Source organism: Pseudomonas sp. Gutcm_11s (genome assembly GCF_028649395.1).
Lineage (GTDB): Bacteria > Pseudomonadota > Gammaproteobacteria > Pseudomonadales > Pseudomonadaceae > Aquipseudomonas.
Genome location: NZ_JAQSUW010000016.1, coordinates 300,714 through 324,203 on the forward strand (window position 1 = coordinate 300,714; position 23,490 = coordinate 324,203).

At 60.3% G+C, this 23,490-nt stretch carries 23 protein-coding genes and 1 other RNA gene; 12 read left to right on the top strand and 12 right to left on the bottom strand.

The annotated features are described in order from the left end of the window. Nucleotides 1-285: 285 nt before the first annotated feature. Complete coding sequence (locus tag PTT45_RS17645) at nt 286-495, bottom strand: hypothetical protein (protein WP_273815026.1); 210 nt, start codon at nt 493-495, stop codon at nt 286-288. Nucleotides 496-639: 144 nt separating this feature from the next. On the opposite strand from PTT45_RS17645, the gene PTT45_RS17650 reads away from it, so the two are divergent. Then, nucleotides 640-951: a hypothetical protein gene (locus PTT45_RS17650; RefSeq protein WP_273815027.1), complete on the top strand. Its 312-nt coding sequence runs from the start codon at nt 640-642 to the stop codon at nt 949-951. A gap of 39 nt (nt 952-990) precedes the next feature. Here PTT45_RS17650 and PTT45_RS17655 read toward each other — a convergent pair whose 3' ends face one another. The 3 genes from PTT45_RS17655 to PTT45_RS17665 all read right to left on the bottom strand — a co-directional run bounded on the left by PTT45_RS17655 (nt 991) and on the right by PTT45_RS17665 (nt 4,992). Continuing rightward, a complete protein-coding gene (locus PTT45_RS17655) occupies nt 991-1,254 on the bottom strand; it encodes a hypothetical protein (protein WP_273815028.1) in 264 nt (87 codons plus the stop codon). Between the two features lie 334 nt (nt 1,255-1,588). Next, entirely contained in the window at nt 1,589-4,642 is a 3,054-nt protein-coding gene (locus PTT45_RS17660) for an NACHT domain-containing protein (RefSeq protein ID WP_273815029.1), read from the bottom strand. A gap of 71 nt (nt 4,643-4,713) precedes the next feature. Then, entirely contained in the window at nt 4,714-4,992 is a 279-nt protein-coding gene (locus tag PTT45_RS17665; protein ID WP_273815031.1) for a DNA-binding protein, read from the bottom strand. Between the two features lie 114 nt (nt 4,993-5,106). On the opposite strand from PTT45_RS17665, the gene PTT45_RS17670 reads away from it, so the two are divergent. The 10 genes from PTT45_RS17670 (at nt 5,107) to PTT45_RS17715 (ending at nt 12,462) form a co-directional block, all read left to right on the top strand. Then, on the top strand, nt 5,107-5,322 hold the full coding sequence (locus PTT45_RS17670; protein WP_273815032.1) for a DNA-binding protein: 216 nt from the start codon (nt 5,107-5,109) through the stop codon (nt 5,320-5,322). 3 nt (nt 5,323-5,325) lie between these two features. Then, nucleotides 5,326-5,616, top strand: coding sequence for a lysogeny maintenance protein PflM (pflM, locus tag PTT45_RS17675; protein ID WP_273815034.1), 291 nt, complete (start codon nt 5,326-5,328; stop codon nt 5,614-5,616). Between the two features lie 448 nt (nt 5,617-6,064). After that, nucleotides 6,065-6,427 (top strand): hypothetical protein, encoded by a 363-nt coding sequence (locus PTT45_RS17680; RefSeq protein WP_273815035.1) that lies wholly within the window; start codon nt 6,065-6,067, stop codon nt 6,425-6,427. 108 nt (nt 6,428-6,535) lie between these two features. Further along, a complete protein-coding gene (locus tag PTT45_RS17685) occupies nt 6,536-6,751 on the top strand; it encodes a hypothetical protein (RefSeq protein WP_273815036.1) in 216 nt (71 codons plus the stop codon). 5 nt (nt 6,752-6,756) lie between these two features. Further along, on the top strand, nt 6,757-6,963 hold the full coding sequence (locus tag PTT45_RS17690; protein WP_273815038.1) for a major capsid protein: 207 nt from the start codon (nt 6,757-6,759) through the stop codon (nt 6,961-6,963). 152 nt (nt 6,964-7,115) lie between these two features. Next, nucleotides 7,116-8,327: a virulence factor TspB C-terminal domain-related protein gene (locus PTT45_RS17695; protein WP_273815040.1), complete on the top strand. Its 1,212-nt coding sequence runs from the start codon at nt 7,116-7,118 to the stop codon at nt 8,325-8,327. After that, a complete protein-coding gene (locus tag PTT45_RS17700) occupies nt 8,327-8,656 on the top strand; it encodes a DUF2523 family protein (protein WP_273815042.1) in 330 nt (109 codons plus the stop codon). The genes PTT45_RS17695 and PTT45_RS17700 overlap by 1 nt, the downstream gene beginning before the upstream one ends. A 12-nt stretch (nt 8,657-8,668) precedes the next feature. Further along, on the top strand, nt 8,669-9,856 hold the full coding sequence (locus tag PTT45_RS17705) for a zonular occludens toxin domain-containing protein (protein WP_273815044.1): 1,188 nt from the start codon (nt 8,669-8,671) through the stop codon (nt 9,854-9,856). Nucleotides 9,857-9,996: 140 nt separating this feature from the next. Then, the gene (locus PTT45_RS17710; RefSeq protein WP_273815046.1) at nt 9,997-11,274 is read left to right on the top strand and encodes a hypothetical protein; all 1,278 of its coding nucleotides are present in this window, start codon (nt 9,997-9,999) and stop codon (nt 11,272-11,274) included. 204 nt (nt 11,275-11,478) lie between these two features. Continuing rightward, on the top strand, nt 11,479-12,462 hold the full coding sequence (locus PTT45_RS17715; protein WP_273815048.1) for a phage integrase: 984 nt from the start codon (nt 11,479-11,481) through the stop codon (nt 12,460-12,462). Here PTT45_RS17715 and PTT45_RS22425 read toward each other — a convergent pair. The 3 genes from PTT45_RS22425 to ssrA all read right to left on the bottom strand — a co-directional run bounded on the left by PTT45_RS22425 (nt 12,456) and on the right by ssrA (nt 13,622). Next, entirely contained in the window at nt 12,456-12,638 is a 183-nt protein-coding gene (locus PTT45_RS22425) for a hypothetical protein (protein ID WP_443218208.1), read from the bottom strand. The genes PTT45_RS17715 and PTT45_RS22425 overlap by 7 nt on opposite strands. A gap of 21 nt (nt 12,639-12,659) precedes the next feature. After that, nucleotides 12,660-12,899: a hypothetical protein gene (locus tag PTT45_RS17720; protein WP_273815050.1), complete on the bottom strand. Its 240-nt coding sequence runs from the start codon at nt 12,897-12,899 to the stop codon at nt 12,660-12,662. 366 nt (nt 12,900-13,265) lie between these two features. Beyond that, nucleotides 13,266-13,622, bottom strand: a transfer-messenger RNA (tmRNA) gene (gene ssrA / locus PTT45_RS17725). 145 nt (nt 13,623-13,767) lie between these two features. Here ssrA and PTT45_RS17730 point away from each other — a divergent pair. Next, a complete protein-coding gene (locus tag PTT45_RS17730) occupies nt 13,768-16,680 on the top strand; it encodes a hybrid sensor histidine kinase/response regulator (protein WP_273815051.1) in 2,913 nt (970 codons plus the stop codon). A 2-nt stretch (nt 16,681-16,682) separates the two neighbouring features. Here PTT45_RS17730 and PTT45_RS17735 read toward each other — a convergent pair whose 3' ends face one another. The 5 genes from PTT45_RS17735 to PTT45_RS17755 all read right to left on the bottom strand — a co-directional run bounded on the left by PTT45_RS17735 (nt 16,683) and on the right by PTT45_RS17755 (nt 23,356). Next, complete coding sequence (locus PTT45_RS17735; RefSeq protein ID WP_273815053.1) at nt 16,683-16,928, bottom strand: hypothetical protein; 246 nt, start codon at nt 16,926-16,928, stop codon at nt 16,683-16,685. Between the two features lie 85 nt (nt 16,929-17,013). Beyond that, complete coding sequence (locus PTT45_RS17740) at nt 17,014-17,286, bottom strand: hypothetical protein (protein ID WP_273815054.1); 273 nt, start codon at nt 17,284-17,286, stop codon at nt 17,014-17,016. 204 nt (nt 17,287-17,490) lie between these two features. Beyond that, a complete protein-coding gene (locus PTT45_RS17745) occupies nt 17,491-20,307 on the bottom strand; it encodes an FAD-binding and (Fe-S)-binding domain-containing protein (RefSeq protein ID WP_273815056.1) in 2,817 nt (938 codons plus the stop codon). A gap of 162 nt (nt 20,308-20,469) precedes the next feature. After that, nucleotides 20,470-21,615 (bottom strand): FMN-dependent L-lactate dehydrogenase LldD, encoded by a 1,146-nt coding sequence (gene lldD / locus PTT45_RS17750; RefSeq protein WP_273815058.1) that lies wholly within the window; start codon nt 21,613-21,615, stop codon nt 20,470-20,472. A gap of 55 nt (nt 21,616-21,670) precedes the next feature. Further along, nucleotides 21,671-23,356 (bottom strand): lactate permease LctP family transporter, encoded by a 1,686-nt coding sequence (locus PTT45_RS17755; RefSeq protein WP_273815060.1) that lies wholly within the window; start codon nt 23,354-23,356, stop codon nt 21,671-21,673. Between the last annotated feature and the right edge of the window lie 134 nt (nt 23,357-23,490).

Here is a 23,490-nt window from a genome sequence, read left to right on the forward strand (position 1 = left end):
AGCACACCGACTGGGTGGTAATCAGCGGTGGGTCCTGAAACTTTCTTCGGCCATCCAGCCAGGCCCTGGTTTGTTCTACGTCGAACTTGTACCCGTTGGCATCGCGTACCGCTAGCACGCTCCCGCTGATGGTGTAATGGCCACATTCGGTACAGTCGATGGCATTGCGGCCAGGCTCTTTCCACACCTGCGCCTCGGTTGTTCCACACACAGGGCAAACCATGTTGCATCTCCTTGAGATGTGGCCCTCCCTAGCCGTTGCCGCGTCACCGTCGGTGCGCAAGCTCACGCGTTGGAACTTTTCCCCTGCTCAGAATCCACGCTTTCGAAGTAGTCATCATGCGCCTGCTGAGCCACGGACTCGAGCTGGAACATACGCTCCCTCACTTCAGGGGTGGTGAGGTCTGGGTCGGTACTCAGGTATTGGTCGAGGTCTGCCCAGGCGGCAGAAGCTGCCTTGGCAAATCTGCGACTGCGCTCTTTGAAGGTAGCCATAGGAAACTCCAGGTTGTCTGCGGAAGACTGTCCGCAGTCAGCAGTGTTCTACCAATCTGATACCTCCGGTCGCCGCCTCGCCTTTTGTGGACTTAACAGCCGACCCGCGATGTCTAACGTCCACACCTGCCGGAGGGCACTCAGATGCGAACCCCGTATCGCAGCGACATAAGTGGCCTACGGCTGGCCCTGGAGCTCACACAAGTCGAAGAGATGGGCAACACCGAGCATGGACTCCAGTTCATCCTCCAGCAGCTCATCCATATGGCCGAGGTATCCCCCTTTGGTTGCGACGCAGCTAGCGAGCTGCAGCAGATTGCGACCCAACTGCGGGAGGCCGGTGCAACAGTGCCGCCGGGCCCGCTAGGCGACGATGCAGAGAGCGGGATTGCCTACGGCATGAGCACTACCTTGGTGCTGATCGAGAAGCGCATCGCGGTACTCGCGTATGCCTAAACACAGCCTCAGCGCCGTTCCTTCAGGGCAAAGCTTGATCTACCGGAGCAGGTCCGCCGCATGGCGGCCCAGTACAAACGCCTCCAGCATCGCGGCGTCCTTGGTCTGAAAGTGCTGCTGAAGCCACACCTCTGAGTCAAGAAGCTCCTCGCCATTGAAGTAGATCGAATATTTGGCCACGTAGTGGGAGCGGTTATCGCTCGGGTCGACGGGATTCGACTTGATCGGCCCCGTAACCTCGACGGCTACGTCATAACCGTAGTGGTGCTTGTAGTCTGAATAGATGACGGGTTCGGTAACCATGATTCGCCTCCTGCGGAAGCGGCGACTACTGCTTTCGACGCTACTCCCTAAGGTGACGAATCACCACTACTTCCGCAGCAGAGGCTTATCAGAGGCATTCAGCATGGCTAAGGTGCGCTTTTCCCTAGTGTTGCCTCAAGAAATAGAGCTAGGGATTTGAACCCAGTATTTCCCGTTGCGTTATGACCTAAACAGGTTCATTACGAGGTTCACACTGCGCTGATGGGCTCATTTCGTAGCATTCTTGCTCGATTATTTCGACACTTGCCCTATCAGTTGAGGTGGATAAGAGGGCGTGGATCAGGTTCTTTCTATGGTGAATTTTGGTGATTGCTTACCTATCTAAGCGTAGCCATTTTTCTTCTAGTCGAGCTAAGGCAGATAAAGCAGCCCCTCCGCCCACTGTAAGCTTGAAGTCAGATGGCCAGTCCCCAACGGCAATTACCCTCATTTTCTCTAACTTAGATACGTATAAGGATTTGCCATGAGTGGTGCGTAGAGCTGCCATTTTTTTCGCTATCTCAGCTCTTGTTGTTGAGCTTGAGAAGTGTATTGATCTAACTAGGAGGAAGTCTTTAGTGTAGTCTCGGGCTAGGCCTATAATTAAAAACACATAGCCTATTATTAGTAGAATTAAGGCTACCACAAAAAAGCCGCCGATTACTTTGTATATAATCCCGCCTTTAATGTATTCAACAAATGAGGCGACCAAGAGTAGGCCTGTAATTCCGACTGCTATGTATGCACATATTTCGAGAGCGATCTTGATGCTAGATACGGCTCTTAAGATGCCTCGGAATGCTCTGGCTATCAATAGCCAATCTAGGATAGCTATTGATATTAATATTAGCGGCAAGGCGTCGAGCTCTGGAAGGCCCCAGCCTATCCCATCAAAAAATGACTCTCCATAATATGGTGCGCTTTTGTATTCTGCTGGTGCTAGGAGTCTTATTGCTGCATTCCACATGAATAGGCCTGGGGCCGCAAATCTGAATATGGATATTAGTGCATCTGCGAGAGTTGGTGCAAAGAATGGGAAGAAGCCATAGCTAGCTTGTTTTTTTATGATTGTTACAGATGATGCTGATACAAGGTTGCTAAGCGCTGCTAGGAAGAATATGAATAAAGTTACACCCATGCTTAGATAAGAAGTCTCTGGGGAGATTATTGCTGCAGCGATTGTTGCCAGTATTGAGAGTTGAATGTTGAAGGAGCGAATGTCTGCTATTTTCTTTACGCCCTGTAAAGAGTCCGAAAGTGAAAGTCCGAGCTTTAATATTCTCCTGGTTCGCCAAAATTGAATAATAGGCATTCTCTCCAGATAAGAAATCATCCCTGATTCGAGATTTTTTTCAAGTCTAGGGAGATTTCTACATGCTCTAAATGATGTCTCCTGAAGCCAAGAGTCTTCTCCTTCAATAGCAAGGTTTAAAATCGGTACGGACTCTGATTCTGGCAATAGACCTGTAGCTTCCAGGCATATTTTGGCATGTATGATGTTGTCGCCATTCTCCACATGTTGTCGTATTAGTTTGCCAAGGGGTGTTTGAAAACTACTAATTGCGCTTCGGCGTGAGAAGAATGCGTCAACAAGGAATCTGAGGCAATGAATGGCACGCAACCTATTTATGTCGCTGCGGAAATTATCCTGTATCTCTTTCCAGCAAATTAGTCCTAATCGTTGAGCTTCTTCGTCGGAGCATAGTTGTGCATATAGGACCAGAGCATCTCTCCCACGAGAATCAGTAGGGATATGCTCAATGGGGGCATCACTTGGTGTCTCCAGCAGTCGCATAGTCACAAAGTATTCTAGGAATCGGCGATGCACAAAGGCGAAGGAGCTCGACTCTCCTTTGGTTACTCTTGCAATTCGAGCGTAGCTAAGGATTTCAATAACAGATTCGATATTTGAGTGCCCAATGCTTGAGCTAATCACTCTCACAGGTGCTTCTAGCCCATAGCTGTGAGAGTTGAAGACAAACCATGCAATTTCTTTTGTAGCTTCCATGATTTCTTCGACAGTCAGCCCGCGAGACGAAATCTTACTGGTGCACTTTGCTAAACGAGCTAAGAGATAGCTCTCGTATATTTGAGCTTGATTGGCTGGGAGGGTGTGTTGCTCATTGACCCACTCTCCAAGAAGGGCCATCAAGAACGGGTTTCTGGCAATGGGAACTAAGTCTAGTCTGTCTCTAAATAGAGAGTTCTTCAGTTCTGAGGTAAATGCCGGAAATCTATCCAGAGCCTCATGAATGCTGGTTTCTGACAGTGGGCGTATCTCGAGGACTTTTTGTGCTAGGTAAGATTGGGTTGGGCGCCTGAATACCCTTGATGCCAAAACGCCGCGAGAGTTATTTTGGCTTGAAATAAAACGAAATAGCATCTCGGACAGAGAGTTTATTATTTCCGAGCTCTCGTCTGTGTCTAAAAGCAGTGGCATTTCATCAAATGAGTCAAAGATAAAGAATAGGCGGCCGCTGCTCCACAGCTTTTTAAAATAGCTATCGACAAAGTCCTCTGTGAATAAGTCTCCGCGTGCTTTCACGCTTTCAATAACAAACCTTTCTAGTTCTGAGACGGATGGCGATAGCGCCGTGCTGGAGGGTGCCCATTCGCGGAGATTTATGTAAATTGGTATGCGCCCTGTGCTTCCTACTTCTTTGAGCATGTCTCTTGCGAGCTTTCTTAATGCAACACTTTTCCCCGCGCCTGGTGTTCCAAGGATTAGAAAGGCTTGCGATGCGCGATCGGCCCTGATTGCGCTTTGCAGGTTCATTATCTTCTTTCTATATATCGATCGATGAGAGGACAGGATCTCAACTTCTACTTCTAGCTCGGTGTAATAGTCGGGACTCCAATTGCTTTCGAGATCTACTTGAACTAAGTGGTTGTTGAGTGCTGAACAGAATGATGCAAGCTTGCTCTGGAATCTTTCTTCGGGAAAATCTTCGTCCAAAGGGTTTGGGTGCCCGCTTGCAATGCTCCTGTCTTGCATGTAGTGATTAACTATCCAGATGCATGCGAGTACAAAAAGCAATACGATAAATGGAGGTTCTCCATCTATTTTTATTGATGAGGCCCAAGGAAATTTCTCTGCGATCTCTGGTTGAGAAAGTACGGACTTAATTGCAGAGTTAACTATGTTTGCCCATGCGCCCCATGAGGCCACAATGCCAAATGCGCCAATAAGGCTTAGCGCACGTATTCTGTTTGCACCATAGCCTGGAGGCATTACTAAATGCCGTAGGATAAATAGAGTTAGGCAGAAAACAACTGCAGCCAGGATTGCTAAATAACCCGAAAGAAGTGATGCCATAGCAATGGCTAATACGCCAAGGACTAGACAAATAATAAGAAATTTATGGTTGGAGGATAGGTGGCTATTCATGACTGGTCGTCCCTGATCTAATTCAGCCCTGCTTGGCTTCTAGGAAAATCAACTTGCTGCCACGTCACGAACTATCGTGATGTTTCACTCTGAATAGGCGAATCGGGACTTATCTCATCGAGGGTTGGACTCATTTGCCCTTTATCGGGCATCACTTCCCCTGTTACAAGCCACCATCGGTACTGCGGTAGTACTGTTGCCAGCCGCTCAATTTCCTCAGCTCCAACTCGTGCTTTTTTCCGTTTTATGTTTTGCCAGCGGAAGTATTCCTTCGTTCCAGTTTCTGCTAGAGCGCTGAGGCCGACAGTCTCTATCAATAGAATTGCTCTATCAGTGATCGTGTCGTTCATTGGAATATTTTCGCATTAGTTCTATGTACTCTGAATCCGTCTTGTGTACTATGTGCTTAAGTACTTAGTACTAACAGATCTGCTATTAATGACACGAATAGTGACGGAACGAGCATGGAACTGGAAGAGCTTGACCCCGCCAAGCTGCATGCCCTGCAGCGCGACGTTGAGACCATCGAAAGCTGGGCTGAGCGCAACGGTGTTGCCTATGGTGTGGCCCGCGCATGGGCTATGAAGGCCGTCATCCCTACCATTAAGGTCGGTAAGCGGCGCATGGTGAATAGCGCTCTGTATCGCTCCTGGCTGTTGGAGCAGGAGTGGACGGCATGAGCTATGGCCACCCTCAGCCGCTACCTACATCAACCACACACCGCGGACTGTTCCTGCTCTGTCTGCTGGTCCCGTCGCGCACCGGCTCCCGTGCTCTCCCAGTCCACACCCTGCGACCAATGCCGCCCCGTGTCTGTGGCCAAGGTCGATGGAATTTGGAAGGCGAAACCGGCTTTCATCTGCGCGAAACACACGCCACCGCCCCGGCCCCCGAAGTACTGGAACGTTATTTACGACTCGGGCAATCCAACGCCCTTCGTTCCAGTCCGCGAGCCGTTCGAGTTGGAGGGCTGAGCCAATGAGCGCATTCCGTTTGGCCCGCTACTTCGTTGCCCTCATGGGTGTGTGGTCGGCGCCCATGCTTATTGGCATCGCCCTCGGTGTCGGTCTGAGCACATGGCAGCTCACTGAAGAGGCTGAGTTCTTCGAGGAGATCTTCACCCGCTCCATGCAATCGGTAGTCGAGTCCTGCACGGCCCCGACCGATCCGCCGCCAAGCAGATCGCCTCCGGCGTCCGGGACTGGTCCACCAGTCGCGGGCGACGGTGGCGACACGGGATAACAAGGGCGTGGCCCTTGGTGTTTGACGCGATAACGGCCCGCGCATTGGCCGAGTTGTAAAACCCCGGCAAACCGAGAAACCCCTCGGGCGAAAAACTGAAAAGTTCGCCCGTGTGGACTCGCTCGGCCTGCTGAAAGGCAAACCGCGCAATCAGGCGCACCACAGCGAGGAAACACACACATGGCACGTTCCACTATGGAAGTCGCATTCCTGGGCACCCAGAAAACCGAAATGGAAGGCGCGAAATACGTGAAGGTCTTCTATGGCGATGAGCCGGACGGCAAGACCGAGCACGGCCTTTCCATCATCGGCATGGCAGTCGCTGACGATCACGCCGACGAGGTCTTCGCCGCGGGCGCTCACTTCGAGCCGCTGGAGATGGTCCGCATCACCTTCGAGGTGGACCGTGGCGGCCAGAACAAAGGCAAAAATCTCGCCCTGCACATCGAGTCGGCCAAGCCCCGCGACCAAGGCCAACGCCAAGCCCAGCAGCCAGCCCAGGGCGCCAAACCGGCCACCCCGGCTGACGCCGCCAAGTCCTGATTAGAGGGCGGCTCAGATGGTCCGGATTTACTGCAATCACTGCCACGACTGCGCCCCGAAGCGCCTGTGGTCGCTGATTAAAGCCTGCCCGCGCTGCCTGAGCCCCCTATGAATTTCCTCGCGTGTGAAGGCGACTGGAGTGTCGGTGCAGCAGGTGAACCCATCTGCACCGGGACGCTGGTCAGCCTCACGCAAGAGGAAATGCAGGCCCTGTACGGGACTGCACTCACCTGGGACCAAGTGGCCGAGCTGCAAGGCGAAGTGATCACCCTGTTTGCCGTGGTGTTCGGCTTCCTGGCCCTGAAGAAAGCACTCAAGAGGTAATGACCATGAAACAACTGAAGAACCTGAAACGCTCCCTCGGTGCCGTCGCTGCTGTCGGCCTCATGTCCATCCAGCAGGTGTACGCCGCTGTCCCGGCCGAAGCCACTGGCGCTCTCGATGAAGCCGGTGCCGACGTCGGCACCATCGGTTGGGCCGTGTTCGGTGTGCTGGTGGCCGCTGCGGCCTTCAAGTACATGCGTCGCGCCCTGTAAGCCAGCTCGTCACGGACTCGTGCCGGGCAAGAACAACCCCGCTCCGGCGGGGTTTTCTTATCCAGCTGGAGCAACGTCATGTCTCAAGAGTGGTTTGTCCTGATCGTTACCACCGTCGCTCTGGCGGCGCTGTTCTTTGGGCGGGTGTAGCCATGCGTGGATTGCTCATCACTGCGCTGCTGGTACTGGCCTCGCTTCTGCGTGTGGCACCTGCCTACGCAGGTTCCTCCTACTTCCTGGAGCTGACCGGCGAGTATTTTGAGAACGCCGGAGACGCCTGTAAGTCGCTCACGTTTGATTCGGTTACTAGGTCGGGCGAAACCTATTCCGTCACGGGGCAAACAGAGGTTGGCTCAGTCTCAAACGCGGGAAACTGGTTCACCTGTTCTCTGCGCTTGTATAGCTCCAGCGGTAACTACATCAACGTTCAAGGCGAGGTCGGTGGCGTCGTTGCCAAGATCACGACGAACGTCTGCGAGGCTGGAGGTAGCGAAAGCCTGACATGGCCTATTGGGCGTCAGGAGAAGGATAACGACGCTACGCTCGTTCCTTTCGGGTTCAAGCAGCCTCTGAAATATTGCTTCGATGGTTGCCTTGGTAATGCCGACCCAGGCGGCACCGGGCAAGACTTCTTCGGTGAACCTGACACCGATCCCAAGTACGAAATCATCTTTGCCAACCTCGCCTATCAGATGACCGGCGATGGCTGCTCATCTGGCACCAATGAGCCTCCCCCAGATGTTCCACCGCCGCCAGACTCCCCCGATCCCTGTGAAGCTAATCCAACGGCTGAGGGCTGTTCGGGCGGTACTGATCCGACAGACCCAACTGATCCCACGGACCCGACCGATCCCACTGATCCGACAGACCCGACTGATCCTGGTGATGGGGGCGGTGGTACTGATCCCGGCGATGGTGGCGGCGGTGACGGCGGTGGTGATGGAGGCGGTGATGGTGGGGAGGGTGCCGTCACTGGCGAGAACTGCGATCAGGCGCTGACCTGCACCGGCGATGCCATTGAGTGCGCTCAGCTGCGCATGCAAAAGGCCCTGCGCTGTGACGGCCCCGACCTAGATTTCCCCGGCCAGAAAGACGACATCGCCGACTTCCTCGACAACCCCGACTACAAGGCCGAGGAAGACGAGGAGATCAACCTGGGCGACATGTTCAGCGAAGGCACTCGTTTTCTTCCCAGCAGTTGCCCCCAGGCCGAGCAAGTCAGCCTGACCCTGATGGGTGGCCGCTCCTTCTCCCTTTCCTATGAGCCGCTGTGCCAGTTCGCCAGCGACTTGTCCTTCCTGATCGTGGCGGCTGCTGCGGTCTTCTATGCCCTGTATGTGGGCCGCGCTGTAGGAGGTGAGTAATGCCTGTATGGCTCTGGGCGGTGCAGCTGATCTTCATGATCGTGCAGCCGCTGATCAACTTTGTCCTTCGCCTGCTGGGCATCGGCTTCATCACCTACGTGGGCTACAACGTCCTTCTCGAACAGGTCACCACCTACGTGACCTCGCGCATGGGCTCCAGCACGTTGGTGATCCAGCAGATTCTCGGCCTGGCCAAGATTGATGTAGCCATCAACATCTTCCTCGCGGCCGTCACCACGCGACTGGTGATTGCCGGGTTGAACAAGGCTCAGGACAGCCGCCGTGCACAGGTCTGGCGCAAGCCGGGCGGCACCTCCATCGAAGCGTAAGGAGGCCGCCCGATGCTCTATATCCGCACTGGTAAGCCCGGCCACGGCAAAACTCTCAACACCATTCGCGAGGTCGACGCGAAGGCGTTCGATGAGGGCCGCCCGGTCTACTTCCACAACATCAACGGCCTCAAACCCGAGCTGCTGAAAGCCAGCTGGTTCAAGTTCGATGATCCTGAGCTGTGGTTTGACCTGCCACCCAACTCCATCGTCGTGGTGGATGAGGCTCAGGGTTGGTTCGGCGCCCGTGATACTCGAGCACGGCCACCTGAGCACATCACCCGCTTCGAGACCATGCGGCACTCCGGCCACGAGGTACACCTCGTCACCCAGGACCCTCGGTACATCGACGTGCACCTACGCCGCCTGTGCAATGGTCACGTCCACTACTGGCGGGTGTTCAAGTCTCAGCAGCTGCTCCGCTTCGAGTCTGATGCAGTGATCGAGAAGGTCGAGATCAAGAGCAGCTTCAAGGATGCGGATAAGAAAACCGTTCGCCTCGATAAGAAGTACTTCGGCGTCTACACCAGCGCCAACGCCAGCCACCACTTTCAAACCAAGCTCCCGACCAAGTTCCTGCTCGCGATGGCCGTTATCGGCGTGGCCGGCTTCATGGTCTATCGCGCCTACGAGCGCTACGAGCTGGGCAAGGAAACAACGCCGGCTGAGCAGGGCGCGCCAACGTCAGAGAAAGGGCTGGTTGATCAGGTAAAAGGCTCGGTCGGCTCCCTCATCAACCCGGTGGCCAACGCTTCCGGCAAAGAGGCCATGACGACAGCCAAGTACATCGCTCTGCGCACACCGCGGATTCCTGATGTACCCAGCTCGGCCCCCATCTATGACGAACTGACCAAGCCCAAGACCTACCCGAAACTGTCGTGCGTGATGAGTTCGGATGAGGGCTATATCGAGCGCAACCGAAAGCGCTATCAGGTCGTGCGAGCGGGGCAGAAAGCCTACATCTGCGAGTGCTTCAGCCAGCAAGGCACGTGGCACAAGACCTCGTTCTCTTTCTGCCGCAACACCGTGCAGCACGGTTACTTCGATGCAGCGATCGCTGATCGGGGCAGCACTCAAGACGGCATGCCAAAGCAGCCTGCTACGCCACCACCGACACAGCCCCTAGAGAGCCAGCAGCAGGCTGATGGCGGAATCAAGGTGGTGCAGATCCCCTACGAGAAAGGCCGCTTCCTATGGTGATCCGCGCCTGTTCCTGGGCGCCTTTTCGCGCATGCGCGAGGGACGAGCGATGCGCAAAAGGCGCGCGCGGGACGTCCCTGTAACACGTCAGATAAACCCTATTACCGAGTTCCAATTCGTACCAATTTGGAGTGAGAGAAATGAGCGTAAAGGACCAACTGCGAGTCGATCAGGAGTTCAACGAGTCCCCGGTTGGGAGGCTCTTCTTTGATGACCACACCGCCATCCTCACTGACCTGTCGAAAGTTCGTCTGCTGCGCTGCGGGGTGGACACCGTGCGTCAGCTTTACCGGGGGCTGATCCGCCCGGAAGTCATGGCGTTGTTCGAGACCCCTGGAGCCATTGTCGATTTCGCTGGCCAGCGCTGGCACTCCGGCCGCGTCGGTCGTGACTCCGGCTACCAGTACAAACTCCAGAACGCTGACCTGGGCTTCGTCCTGCTGGTGAAGAACTTCAACGCCAAGCTCGACACCATCGGCCCACACCTGAAAATCGAAGTGTCGCCCCATGCCATCGACAACCTGAGTCCCGACCGTCTGCAAGCTCGGATGGACTACTACGCCAATGAGGTGATGACCAACCTTGAGGTCAATCAGTGCGCGGTGCATCTGGCGCTGGACCTTCAGGGCTGGCAACCACCGTCTGACCTGATGGCGCGTATGCACTGCAAGGCGCGTGCGCACCGTGACATTTCCGGCATCAACGAGATTTCCTGGGCGACCAAGGCCAGCGTGTATGGCCGTGGCGAAACCTCCATGTTTGGCTCTGCCGGTGGCATCCAGCTGTGTATCTACAACAAGACCGAGCAGGCCCGCGCTACTGACAAACTCGACTATTGGGAAGGCGTCTGGCGTCGTCGTGACAGCTTCGATGAGAGCGACCCGGACAACTACAGCCCGGAGCAAGACGTCTGGCGTGTCGAGCTGCGCTATCACCACTCGGTGATCCAGCAATTCGCCAGCGGCTCCGTAGACGTGCACTCCGGCGCACTGATCGACACTCGGTCCTTCTCGGCCTTCGCTGGCCACCTCGACGGCCTCTGGTGCTACGGCCTGAGCCAGTTCCGACTACAGGCCCGCCCTGGGCGCTATGAGGCCATCTGGACCTTGCTTCGTCAGGATGTGCGAGTCGATATCGCCGCTGATTCGCTGCTGGAAGACACCCACTACAAGCGCCATTACAAGACGGCTCGTGGCTTCTCCGGCAAGAACGTGGAGCTGTTCCTGGGCAACTTCGTCAGCTTGCTGGCAAGGGAAAGGGTGGGCGCAAAAAAGGCGTTTAAGCGGCTCACCGAATGGGAATGCTGGCCGGTGATCCGCGACCACTACGTCGCCAAGGATATGACCACGCTCGACCTCTACAAACATATCCGGAACCTACTTGAGGAGCGACACATCCGATGGGGTAGGGCAGTATGAGCCTTCAATCGCGTGGAGCGGCACCGAAATGTTTGATGAACAAAGGTGCCCGGAGTGCGGCCGCGTGTCGCCTAGAGGCTCCTACGAGTGCCCGCATTGCTCTCGAAAGGGTGATGTTCTTCTGGTTGTCTACGCCGTTTTCTTGGTTCTCATCTTCGCTGCGTTTATCTACCTGCTTTTCCTGTACTGATCGGCTTCTCACCTATGGCCATTGAGCAATTGCCCGATGGCCGTTGGAAGGTCGACGTAGAGCCGATCAAGGGAAAGCGTTTTCGCAAGACGCTTAAAACCAAGGCTGAGGCTCAGCGCTTTGAGGCGACCTGCCGGGCCAAGGTAGTGGATAACCCGAGCTGGTCACCCAAACCGACCGACACCCGCCGGTTAACCGAGCTGGTCGCGGCATGGTTTGATCTGCACGGGCATTCGTTGCGGGATGGTGAACGCCGCCGTTCCAAGCTGGATTTGGTCGCCAAGCGCCTGCGCAATCCCCAGGCCGCCAAGCTCGACCCGCAGACCTACGCTCATGATCGTCGCGTCAGGCTAGGGGAGGGCACTTCGCCCAAGACGCTCAACAATGAGCTGGGATATCTGCGCTCGGTCTACAACGAGCTGCGGGGCTTGGGCGTCATTGAATACGCCAATCCGCTGGCCCTGGTGAAACCGCTCAAGATTCAGGAACGAGAGCTTTCTTGGCTGACGAACGATCAGATTGCCGAGCTGCTGCAAACCATCCGCAGTGGCTGCGATAACCCACACGTCGAGATCATCACACTGATTTGTCTGGCCACTGGTGCACGCTGGTCAGAGGCCGAGAAGCTGAAGCCGACCGGGCTGCGAAATGCGGTGATCACCTTCAGCGGGACCAAGAGCGGCAAGGTGCGATCAGTGCCGATCACTGTTGAGTTGGAGGCCAAAATAGTTCGCCACTGGAAGCAACACGGCCAGCCCAATTCGGCCATCACCTCGTTTCGTAGGGCGTTGGCCAGAACGACGATTCAGCTACCGAAAGGGCAGGCTGCTCACTCGCTTCGGCACACCTTCGCGAGCCACTTTATCCAGAACGGCGGAAACATCCTCACCCTGCAGAAAATCTTGGGCCACTCCAGCTTGGCTATGACAATGCGTTACGCACATCTCGCGCCCGATCATCTGCAGGATGCTGTCAGACTCGGCCCAATGGCCTACTGATCTGACGTGGCGCTTTTGGGCTTCTCTACGATTTGCTTATTCCACTGAGCCTTTTGCGTGCTGCCCATACCATTTGATTTCCTTGTCGGCACTGCGGTGATTTCGCCGCCTTCGGATAGGAACGCCTCAATCTGTCTATTGAGCTTGGAGCGTGCACTCTCGTCGAATGAATTCATTTTTCAGGTTACTCATGGCAGTTAGAGGCAATGGGGGATGTGCGGTCTTACGGATGAGGGAACCGGATGAGGGGTCGCCAGGTAGTGCTTCAGCGACTCAATGATCATTACGCAGTTTTCGATGCTCTCGTGCAGCTGCAGCAGCCTTGCAGTCGTTGCGGGAGAGCACGGGTGCGTGGAGAGGTCCTGCAGGTCTTCGTTAGCCAGGGTCAGGCAGTAGCCGGCGATATTCAGCCCGCTACGAAAGCGTTCGTCGTTCATGTGCGTCCTCAGCCCCGAACGAAGGGAAGAGGGATTCCACCAGGGCTCGGATGAGATGAGCTTTCACCATCCTCCCGAGCACTCCACAACGCAATGGCTTTATATAGCCGAGGGTGTTTATTGGACGACTGGTCTATTTACTGCGGTTTTAAGCTGCACATCAACGCCGAGCGGGCGGCAGCGGAAGCAGGTGCATTGACTGACGGGTACCTGCTGCCCTGGTAGGACTGCATACCGCATAGATCAGGATGGCTGCTGCCATCTGCGGCTATCACCTTGCGGGGGCGGAGGTCTGCCACGGTTCGACACTTTTTCGACACCCAAAGAAAAACCCCTGAATTTCACTAGGAAAATCAGGGGTTTATTTGGTGGAGCCGGGGGGATTTGAACCCCCGTCCGCCAGCTCTCCGCTATCGGTTCTACATGCTTAGCCATCTCTACTGAGTTAACTCCGCGCCGCCCGAGTGGCAGGGTGCTTGGAGCGAGCTGCATAAGTTTTAGCCGTTACACCTGCAGCGTGCTTGGCGGCGATCCTGTTCTATCTGACAGACCAAATCTTCGGGTTTACAGGCATCCCCTAGGGTCTGCTGGCGCCCTTAGGCGGCCAGAGCGTAGTTGTCGTCGTTGGCAACTATGAAGTTGTGGCAGCGGATTTACGAGAACTGTCACCTACTCGGCATGCCCCTCAAGTTTCGCTACCGGCGTCGAATCCTAATCGGCCCCAGAACGCTCTTGCGAGGTTGGACGCGCAGTGTACGGCAAAGGTTCACCACCGTCGACCTCGGTTCTGCCGCTACAATGCCGGCTCGGGCTGGCTGTTCACTGGCCCTGTGCCATTCTCTTCAGATTGGAATTCGAGGAGCCCTGGATGCCGCCCGCACCGCTCAAGCCCCTGCGCCGCTGGATCTGGCGGGCATTCCTGCAGAGCGCGCTGATCCCACTGGTGCTGGTGGAGTCGGTGCTGATCGGCGTCTACCTCTATACCAACGAATCCATTCGCGAGTCGCAGGTCGGCTACCTGCAGAGCAGCGCATTGCAGGACCTGGACAGCGCCGTGCGCCGCGAGGGGCAGGTGATTGACAGCCGCCTGCGCGCCATCGAGGCGCAGGTTGGCGTGTACCGCGACGCAGTGGCCGAGGCCCTGGGCGACAACCGCTACGAGCCGGACGAGCAGGAGCGTGAGCGCCACGCCAGTACCCCTGAAGGCGTGTATTACAGCCGCAGCGACGACAGCCGCGCCGCCTCCTTCTATTCCTCCTCCACCAAGAGCCAGGACCGCGACAAGGCCCTGCGCCTGTCGCGGGTCGACCCGTTGATGCGCTCGATCCGTCAGGCCGACCCGCTGGTGGCTGCGGTCTATTTCAACAGCTGGGACAGCTACAACCGCATCTACCCATACTTCGACGTGCTGCAGCAGTACCCGCACGACATGGTCATCCCGCAGTACAACTTCTATTACCTGGCCGACGGCGAGCACAACCCGGCGCGTGGCACGGTGTGGACCGAGGTTTATCTCGACCCGGCCGGCCAGGGCTGGATGATGTCGGCCATCGCCCCGGTGTACCGCGACAACTTCCTCGAGGGTGTCGCCGGCCTGGATGTAACCGTGGGCCAGATGCTCAACGAGATCGGCAACCTGCAGGTGCCGTGGCAGGGCTATGCGCTGCTGGTGGGCGGCGACAACGCGATCATGGCGTTGCCGGCGGCAGGGGAGAAGGACTTCGGCCTGCGCGAGCTGACCAGCTACTCCTATGCCGAGGCAGTGCGCCGCGAGGTGCTCAAGCCGGCCGACTTCAAGCTCAATCGCCAGGCAGGGCTTCAGCCTTTGCTCGAGGGCATGGCAGCCAAGCGCCACGGGGTGGTCGAGGTGCAGCTGGGCGGCCGTGGCCAGCTGATGGCCTGGAGCGAGATTCCGCAGACCGGCTGGCGCCTGCTGCTGGTGGTGGACGAGGCCAACATCTTCAGCGAGACCAACCGTCTGGCCGCGCAGTACCAGACCATCGGTTACCTGCTGATCGCCGGCCTGGCGTTCTTCTACCTGCTGTTCGGCACCTGGATGTGGCTGCGCTCGCGGCGCCTGAGCAACGAGCTGGCCGAGCCCATGGCCGGTATCGTCGGGATGATGCGCAGCCTCGGCGTGGGCGAGCGCAAGCCGGTGCCGCCGCCGACGGTGATCGCCGAGATGGCGGAGATGGCAACCGAGGTGCAGCACGCGGGGCAGCAGCTGCAGGCCTCCGAGGAGAGCCGCCAGCACGTGCAGCGCACCCTGGAGCTGGTGCTCGAGAGCACCACCGAGAGCCTGTGGGAGGTGGATGCCCATGACCTGTGCATCCGCATCAGCGAGCGTTTCGTACGGCGCTTCGGCCTGCCGGGCGAGTGTATGCCCTTCGCCGAATTCAACCAGCGCGTGCACCCGGACGATCTGCCGCGCATACGCCATCTGCGCCTGAGCATGGCCGACGACAGCGTCGAGGATTTCTTCGAGGCCGAGTACCGCTATGCCGATGCCCAGGGTCGCTATGTATGGCTGCTGAGCCGCGGCAAGGTGATCGAGCGAGACGAGCGCGGCCGTGCGGTGCGCGGCGCCGGCACCCATGTCGACATCACCCGCCTCAAGCAGGTGCAGGAGGAGCTGCGCCGTGCCAGCCTGGATGCCCAGGCCGCCAGCCAGGCCAAGAGCCGCTTCCTGTCGAGCATGAGCCACGAGCTGCGCACGCCGCTCAACGCCATCCACGGCTTCGCCCAGCTGATCGAGCTGGAAACCCAGGAGCGCGCCGAGCGCGACCAGGAGGCCGAGTACGCGCGGGAGATCGTGCACGCCAGCCGTCACCTCACCGCGCTGGTGGACGACATCCTCGACCTCTCCAGCATCGAGAGCCGCCAGCAGCAACTGCAGCTGCAGCCGGTGGATATCGGCCCGCTGTTGCGTGGCTGCGCCGAGCTGATCCAGCCCGAGGTGCAGCAGCGCCGCCTGCAGTTGCAGCTGCAGGCCGAGGCGCATCCGCCGCTGTTCGTCCTTGCCGACCCACGACGCCTGCGCCAGGTGGTGCTCAACCTGCTGTCCAACGCGGTGAAGTACAACAGCCCGCAGGGCATGATCCGCCTGGGTTACGAGGTGCGCGCCGGTGGCGTGCGCCTGTCGGTCGACGACACCGGGCCGGGGCTCAGCCCCGAGCAACAGGCCCAGCTGTTCCAGCCGTTCCAGCGCCTGGGGCGGGAGAACTCCAACATTCCCGGTACCGGCATCGGCCTGGTGCTGTGCCGTGAGCTGGCCGAGCTGATGGGCGGCGAGATGGGCTTCTCCAGTGACGTGGGCCTGGGCAGCCGCTTCTGGATCGAACTACCGAGCGCAGCCGCGCCGGCTTCTGCCGAGCGCACCGATGCGGCAGGCGTGATCGCGGTGCCGGAGGCGCTGGCCCAGGTGCTGTGCGTCGAGGACCACCCGGCTTGCCTGCGCGTGTTGCAGGAAGGGCTGCGTGGTATCGCCGAGGTGGCGGGTGCGGGCTCGGTGCGGCGGGCGCTGTTGCTGCTGTCCGAGCAGGTGCCGGCGCTGGTGCTGCTGGACCTCGACCTGCCGGACGGCAGCGGCCTGGAGATCCTCGATGCCATGCGCGCCGATCCACGCCTGGCCGAGGTTCCGGTGCTGGTGGTCAGCGCTGCCTCCGACGAGGACGTGCTCGACGAGGCCCGCGCCAAGGGCGCGCAGGCCTGCTTGCTGAAACCGGTGGACCTGCAGCAGCTGCGGCAGATTGCCGTGTCGCTGCTCAGCGAGGTCGCCTGAGGCTACTCGCTGGCCTGCAGCAGGTTCAGCGCTTCATCCAGCACCTTCATCGATTCGCTGTGGTTGCCGGCCTTGTGCAGCTGCTCGCCCTCGGCGCGCAGGCGTTGTACTTCGGCCAGTACCTCGGGGTCGGCGGGGGGGGCGGTCTTCAGGAGTTGATCGATCTTGGCCATGTCTTGGGGGCAGTGCATGGCATAGAGCGGGGTGCTGAGCAGCAGGGCGGCGAGCAGGAGGGTGGCGCGGCGCATGGTGGAGGCTCCTGGGCGGGGGAGCCTTGAGTATAGGCGGCCCGTAGCAGCGGGCAGGGCGGAGCCCGTGGGCTCCGCCGGCGCGTCAGTTGGAGGCGCCGCCGTTACCGGATTCGGCCTTCTCCAGCAGCATCAGCGCCTGTTGGGCGTTGCTGGCGCAGTCCTCGGTCTTGCCTGCGGCCTGGTCCATCTTGGCCTTGGCCTGCAGGTCGGCGACCTGGGATTTGAGCGGGTCGGTCATGGTCGCCATGGTGGCGGCGGCGTCGTCCAGCTTCTGCAGATTGACCGTGCACAGGTCATTGGCGAAGGCCGGGGCGGTCATCAGGGCGCAGGTGAAGAGCAGGGCAGTACGTTTCATGAGGTGGTCCTCTATCGTCCAGTCGTGCCCGGAGCCTGCCGGCCGGTTGAGCGGCGCAGCGGGTGGCTATGCCGCGCCCGCGCGTTCCGCATGGAACGACGCTCGGGCGGGCCAGCGCATCCGGGATGGCAGGAGCCCGGTGTGCCGGGCTCTAGTCAGTGGACGTGATCGCGCGCCGCAGGGTTCCACCTTTCTCGCATCGCCTCAACGCGCTAGCGCACGCGGGCGGGTGACCCGGTCCACCAGGTAGACCAAGCCGTGGTAGTCGATGCCGCTGTGGGTCGACAGGCCGATCTCGCAGGTGCGACTGGTGGAGATGCCTTCCTCGCAGATCTGTACCGCGTCCTTCAGCGAGCGCAGCGAGTGGGCGTTCAGTTCCGGCGTGGTGAAGCCCTTGTCGCCGGCGAAGCCGCAGCAGTGGATGCCCTCGGGGATCACCACTTCCTTGGCGCAGCGGCGGGCGATGTCGATCAGCCCCTGGGCCTCGCCCAGGTGCTGGGTGGAGCAGGTGACATGCACCGCCACCGGCTTGTCCTGCGGGGTGAATTCCAGGCGCTCGAACAGCTGCTCGCGGATGAACTTCACCGGGTCATGCAGGCGCAGCCGTGAATCGAGGCCGTCCTGGATCAGGCGCAGGGTGCAGGGGCTGGTGTCGCAGTAGATCGGGTCGAGGCCGCCGCGGCTGGCCTTGAGCAGCGCATCGACCAGCTCCTGCTTCTTGCGTTCGGCCTGTTCCGGGTAGCCCTTGGAGGCGAACGGCTGGCCGCAGCAGAGGTTGTCCGAGTCTGCGGGGAACACCACTTGGAAGCCGGCCTTTTCCAGCAGGCGACGGGTCTTGTCGATCAGCGGCGTCTGCTCGGCATCGGCGAAGGCCGGGCCCATGGCGCGCGAGATGCAGGCGGCGAGGTAGACCACCCGTGGTCGCGCATCGTCGCTGAAGGTGGGCAGGTCGAGGTTGCGCACCGGTTGCGGCATGGCCGGCGTCCACTGCGGCACGCGGCCGGCGCTGGCCTTGTGCAGCAGGGCCGAGGTCTTGCCCAGCAGCGGTGCGCCCATCAGCATGCGCGCGCCGTTGGCCACGTGCAGCATGACCCGTGCGCCCTGCAGGGTGCGGTGGAAGTTCGCGGCCAGCCAGTCGGCGCTGCGTCCGTGCTCGGCGTCGCGGGCGCGCAGTTTGCGCACCAGGTCGCCGGTGTTGATGCCTACCGGGCAGCGCTGCGAGCACAGGCCGGTGGCGGCGCAGGTGTCCACGCCCTGGTAGTGGTAGGCGGCTTCCAGTTCGGTGGTGTCGACGCCGGCGCGCTTGCGCGCCTGGATATCACGCCAGATCACGATGCGCTGGCGCGGCGTCAGGGTCAGTCCCTTGGACGGGCACACTGGCTCGCAGAAGCCGCACTCGATGCACTTGTCGACGATCTCGTCGGCGGCCGGCAGCGGTTTGAGGTTCTTCAGGTGGATCTGCGGATCTTCCGACAGCACCACGTCCGGGTTGAGGATGCCCAGCGGGTCGAGCAGGCGCTTGATGGTCCACATCAGCTGGTAGGCCTCGCTGCCCCACTCCAGCTCGACGAAGGGCGCCATGTTGCGCCCTGTGCCGTGCTCGGCCTTGAGCGCACCGCCGAACTCCACCGCTACCAGCTGCGCCACGTCCTGCATGAAGGACTCATAACGCGCGACCTGGACTGGATCTTCGAAGCCCTGGGTGAAGACGAAGTGCAGGTTGCCCTCCAGGGCGTGGCCGAACAGGATGGCCTCGTCGTAGCGGTGTTTCTCCAGCAGCTCGATCAGGCGGTTGACGCCCTCGGCCAGGCGCTCCACCGGGAAGGTGACGTCCTCGATGATCACTGTGGTGCCGGTCTGGCGCACGGCGCCGACGGCGGGGAAGGTCTCCTTGCGGATCTTCCACAGCTGGTTGTAGACGGCCGGGTCCTCGCTGAAGTCGACCTGCTTTTCCACCGGGAAGTGGGCGATGGCGGCCATGATCTGGCCGATCTGCTCATGCAGCAGCGACTGGCTGGCGGCGCGCGATTCGATGAGCAGGGCGCAGGCGCCGTTCGACAGGCTCTGCACCCACTCGGGCATGCCCTTCATGTTCTCCACCGAGCGCAGGCTGCGGCGGTCGAGCAACTCCACCGCGGACACCGGCTGCTGTTTGAGCAGCGGCACGGCCTGGCAGCAGCTCTCCACGTCGGGGAAGACGATCAGTGCGCTGGCCTTGTGCGGGTGCTCCGGCACGGTGTCGTAGGTCACCGCGCTGATAAAGCCCAGGGTGCCCTCGGAGCCGACCATCAGGTGGTTGAGGATGTCGATCGGCTCGTCGAAGTCGACCAGCGCATTGAGCGAGAAGCCGGTGGTGTTCTTCAGCCGGTACTTGTGGCGGATCTTGTCGGCCAGCGCGGTGTTGGCGCGGGTCTGCCGGCCCAGCTCGGCCAGGGTGTCGAGCAGCGTGCCGTGGCTCTGGCGGAATGCCTTGATGCTGGCAGCGTCCTCGCTGTCCAGCACGCTACCGTCGGCCAGCACCACGCGCAGGCCGGCGAGGGTCTTGTAGGTGTTCTGCGCCGTGCCGCAGCACATGCCGCTGGAGTTGTTGGCGACGATGCCGCCGATCTTCGCCGCGTTGATCGAGGCCGGGTCGGGGCCGATCTTGCGGCCCAGTGGGGCCAGCCAGGCGTTGGCCTGGGCGCCGATTACACCGGGCTGCAGGCGGATTTGCGCGCCGTTCGCGCGGATGTCGCGCCCGTTCCAGCTGTCGCCGAGGACGATCAGCACCGAGTCGCTGATGGCCTGGCCAGAGAGGCTGGTGCCGGCGGCGCGGAAGGTCACCGGCACGCGCTGGGTGCTGGCCAGTTCGAGCAGGCGCACCACCTCGGCCTCGGATTCGACCCGCACGACCAGCTTAGGAATCAGCCGGTAGAAGCTGGCGTCGGTGCCGAAGGCCAGGGTCGACAGTGGGTCGTCGAACAGGCGCTCGCGCGGGATCAGACGGTGGACTTCGGCGAGGAAGGCGGCGGGCAGGCTCATGCGTGCTCCATGTTTCACGGTAGGTGCGGGCCGCTTGTGGCGGCTCGCTGGATCTTATTGTGGGCTACACCGGCGGACCTATCGGCCAGTCCGGCTGCGCCACCGGCATATGTGTGCGCCGGCGGCGTTTCCGCGCCCGGGTAGGGCACGGAGGGCTGGGCGTCAGACGCCCAGTTCACGCACCAGCGAGTCGCGGCTGATGTCGGCGATCGACTTGGCGCCGGTCAGGACCATGGCCACGCGCATCTCCTTCTCGAACAGGTCGAGCAGGTTGCTCACGCCGGCACCACCGGCTGCGGCCAGGGCGTAGACGAAGGCGCGGCCGAGCATCACGCCATCGGCGCCGAGGGCGAGCATGCGCACCACGTCGAGGCCGGTACGGATGCCGGAGTCGGCGAGGATCTTCAGCTCACCCTTCACCGCGTCGGCGATGGCTGGCAGGGCGCGGGCGCTGGACAGCACGCCGTCGAGCTGGCGGCCGCCGTGGTTGGACACGACGATGCCGTCGGCGCCGAATTTCACGGCGTCGCGTGCGTCTTCGGGGTCGAGGATGCCTTTGATTACCATCGGGCCGTCCCAGAATTCACGGATCCATTCCAGGTCCTTCCAGGAGATCGACGGGTCGAAGTTGGCCCCCAGCCAGCCGATGTAGTCGGCCAAGCCGGTGGGGTTGCCACGGTAGGTGGAGATGTTGCCGAGGTCGTGCGGCTTGCCCAGCACGCCCACGTCCCAGGCCCAGGCCGGGTGGGTAACGGCTTGCAGCATGCGCCGCGCGGCGGCGTTCGGGCCGCTCATGCCGGAATGGGCGTCGCGGTAGCGCGCGCCGGGGGTGGGCATGTCGACGGTGAACACCAGAGTGGTGACGCCGGCAGCCTTGGCCCGCTCCAGGGCGTTGCGCATGAAGCCGCGGTCCTTCAGCACGTAGAGCTGGAACCACATCGGCCGGTCGATGCTTGGTGCCACTTCCTCGATCGGGCAGACCGAGACGGTGGACAGGGTGAAGGGGATGCCCTTGGCCGCCGCCGCCTTTGCCGCCTGCACCTCGCCGCGGCGGGCGTACATGCCGGTCAGGCCGACCGGGGCCAGGGCCACCGGCATGGCCAGCTTCTCGCCGAACAGCTCGGTTTCCAGGCTCAGCTCGGACATGTTCTTCAGCACGCGCTGCCGCAGGGCGATGCCGGCCAGGTCCTCGACGTTGCGCCGCATCGTGTACTCGGCGTACGCGCCGCCGTCGATGTAGTGGAACAGGAACGGCGGCAGCTTGCGCTGCGCGGCGGCGCGGTAGTCGGTGGAGGCGGAAATGATCATGGAGGCAGTTTCCCGAAATGAAGATGCCGGGCCTCGCGGCCCGGCGGGTCGCTCATCAATGCACGAGCATGCCGGTCAGCCAGTAGGCCTGGACCAGAGTGATCAGGCCGACGAAGGTGGCGAAGATCAGGCTGTGCTTGAGGGTGAAGCGGAACAGGTCGGATTCCTTGCCGACCATGCCGGTGGCAGCGCAGGCCACGGCGATGGATTGAGGCGAGATCATCTTGCCGGTCACGCCACCGCTGGTGTTGGCCGCTACCAGCAGGGTGTCGTTGACCCCGATCTGGTGCGCGGTGGTGGCCTGCAGCGAGCCGAACAGGGCGTTGGACGAGGTGTCCGAGCCGGTCAGGAATACGCCCAGCCAGCCGAGGAACGGCGAGAAGAATGGGAACAGCGAGCCGGTGCCAGCCAGGACCAGGGCCATGGTGGTGGACATGCCGGAGAAGTTGGTGACGAAGGCGAAGGCCAGCACCATGCCGATCGACAGGATCGGCCACTTAAGCTCGATGAAGGTTTCCTTGAAAGTGGTCAGACCAGTTTTGATATCGATCTTCAGGATCAGCATGGAGATCAGGGCCGAGAAGAAGATCGCAGTGCCGGTGGCGGAGATCGGGTCCAGCTTGAACACGGCCGGGATGGCGGTGGGAGCGGCAACGATCGGCGCGACCTTCATCACCAGCTGGTCCAGGTGCGGGATGGCGAACAGGAAGACGAAGCTCTCCAGTGCGCCGCCCGGGGCGAACAGGGCCTTGAACGGCTTGAGGGTCCAGATGGTGACCAGCACGGTCAGCACCAGGAAGGGCGACCAGGCCTTGAGGATCTCACCGAAGCTGTACGGCGACGGGGTGGCACCGCTCTGGCCGCCGAAACCGCCCAGGGTGGCGCCGCCGCCGGAGACGCCGACCACTTCGCTGTCTTCGGCGCGACGCGGGCTCCAGACCTTGAGGAACAGGGTCAGGCTGATCAGGCTGACCAGGGCCGAGGTGATGTCCGGCAGTTCCGGGCCGATGAAGTTGGAGGTGAAGTACTGGGTGACGGCGAAGCTGCCACCGGCGACCAGCGCGGCCGGCCAGGTTTCCTTCACGCCTTTCCAGCCATCCATCATCGCCACCAGCCAGAACGGCACGATGATCGACAGCAGCGGCAGCTGGCGGCCAGTCATGGCGCCAATCTTGAACGCATCGATGCCGGTGACCTGACCGGCCACGGTGATCGGGATGCCCAGGGCGCCGAAGGCCACCGGTGCGGTGTTGGCGATCAGGCATAGGCCGGCGGCGTACAGCGGGTTGAAGCCGAGGCCGACGAGCAGGGCGGCGGTGATCGCCACCGGCGCGCCGAAGCCGGCCGCGCCCTCGAGGAAGGCGCCGAAGGAGAAGCCGATCAGCAGCACCTGCAGGCGCTGGTCGTCGGTAATCGACAGCACCGAGCTGCGGATCACCTCAAACTGGCCGCTCTTGACCGCGAGTTTGTAGAGAAACACCGCGGCGACGATGATCCAGGCGATCGGCCACAGGCCGTAGGCGAAGCCGTAGCCGGCTGCTGCGAAGGCTTTCTCAGCCGGCATGCCGAAGGCGAAGATCGCCACCAGCAGTGACAGTGCCAAGGTGATGGTGCCGGCGATGTGGCCCTTGAGGCGGAACACGGCCAGGGCCAGGAAGAAGAAGATTATCGGGATCAGTGCGGCGAGCGCCGACAGGCCAAGGCTGCCGAGCGGGGTATAGATCTGTTGCCAGGTTTGCATTGCGGGTGGCTCCCTAGTTGTTTTTGGAGGTGCCTTGCGCTCGGTGATCGACAGGCTTCTGGCCTGGCGGCGGCAGATCGAGCGACTCGATGACTTGAGATAATTGGTAATACCAATTTACAAAGCCAGGCGCT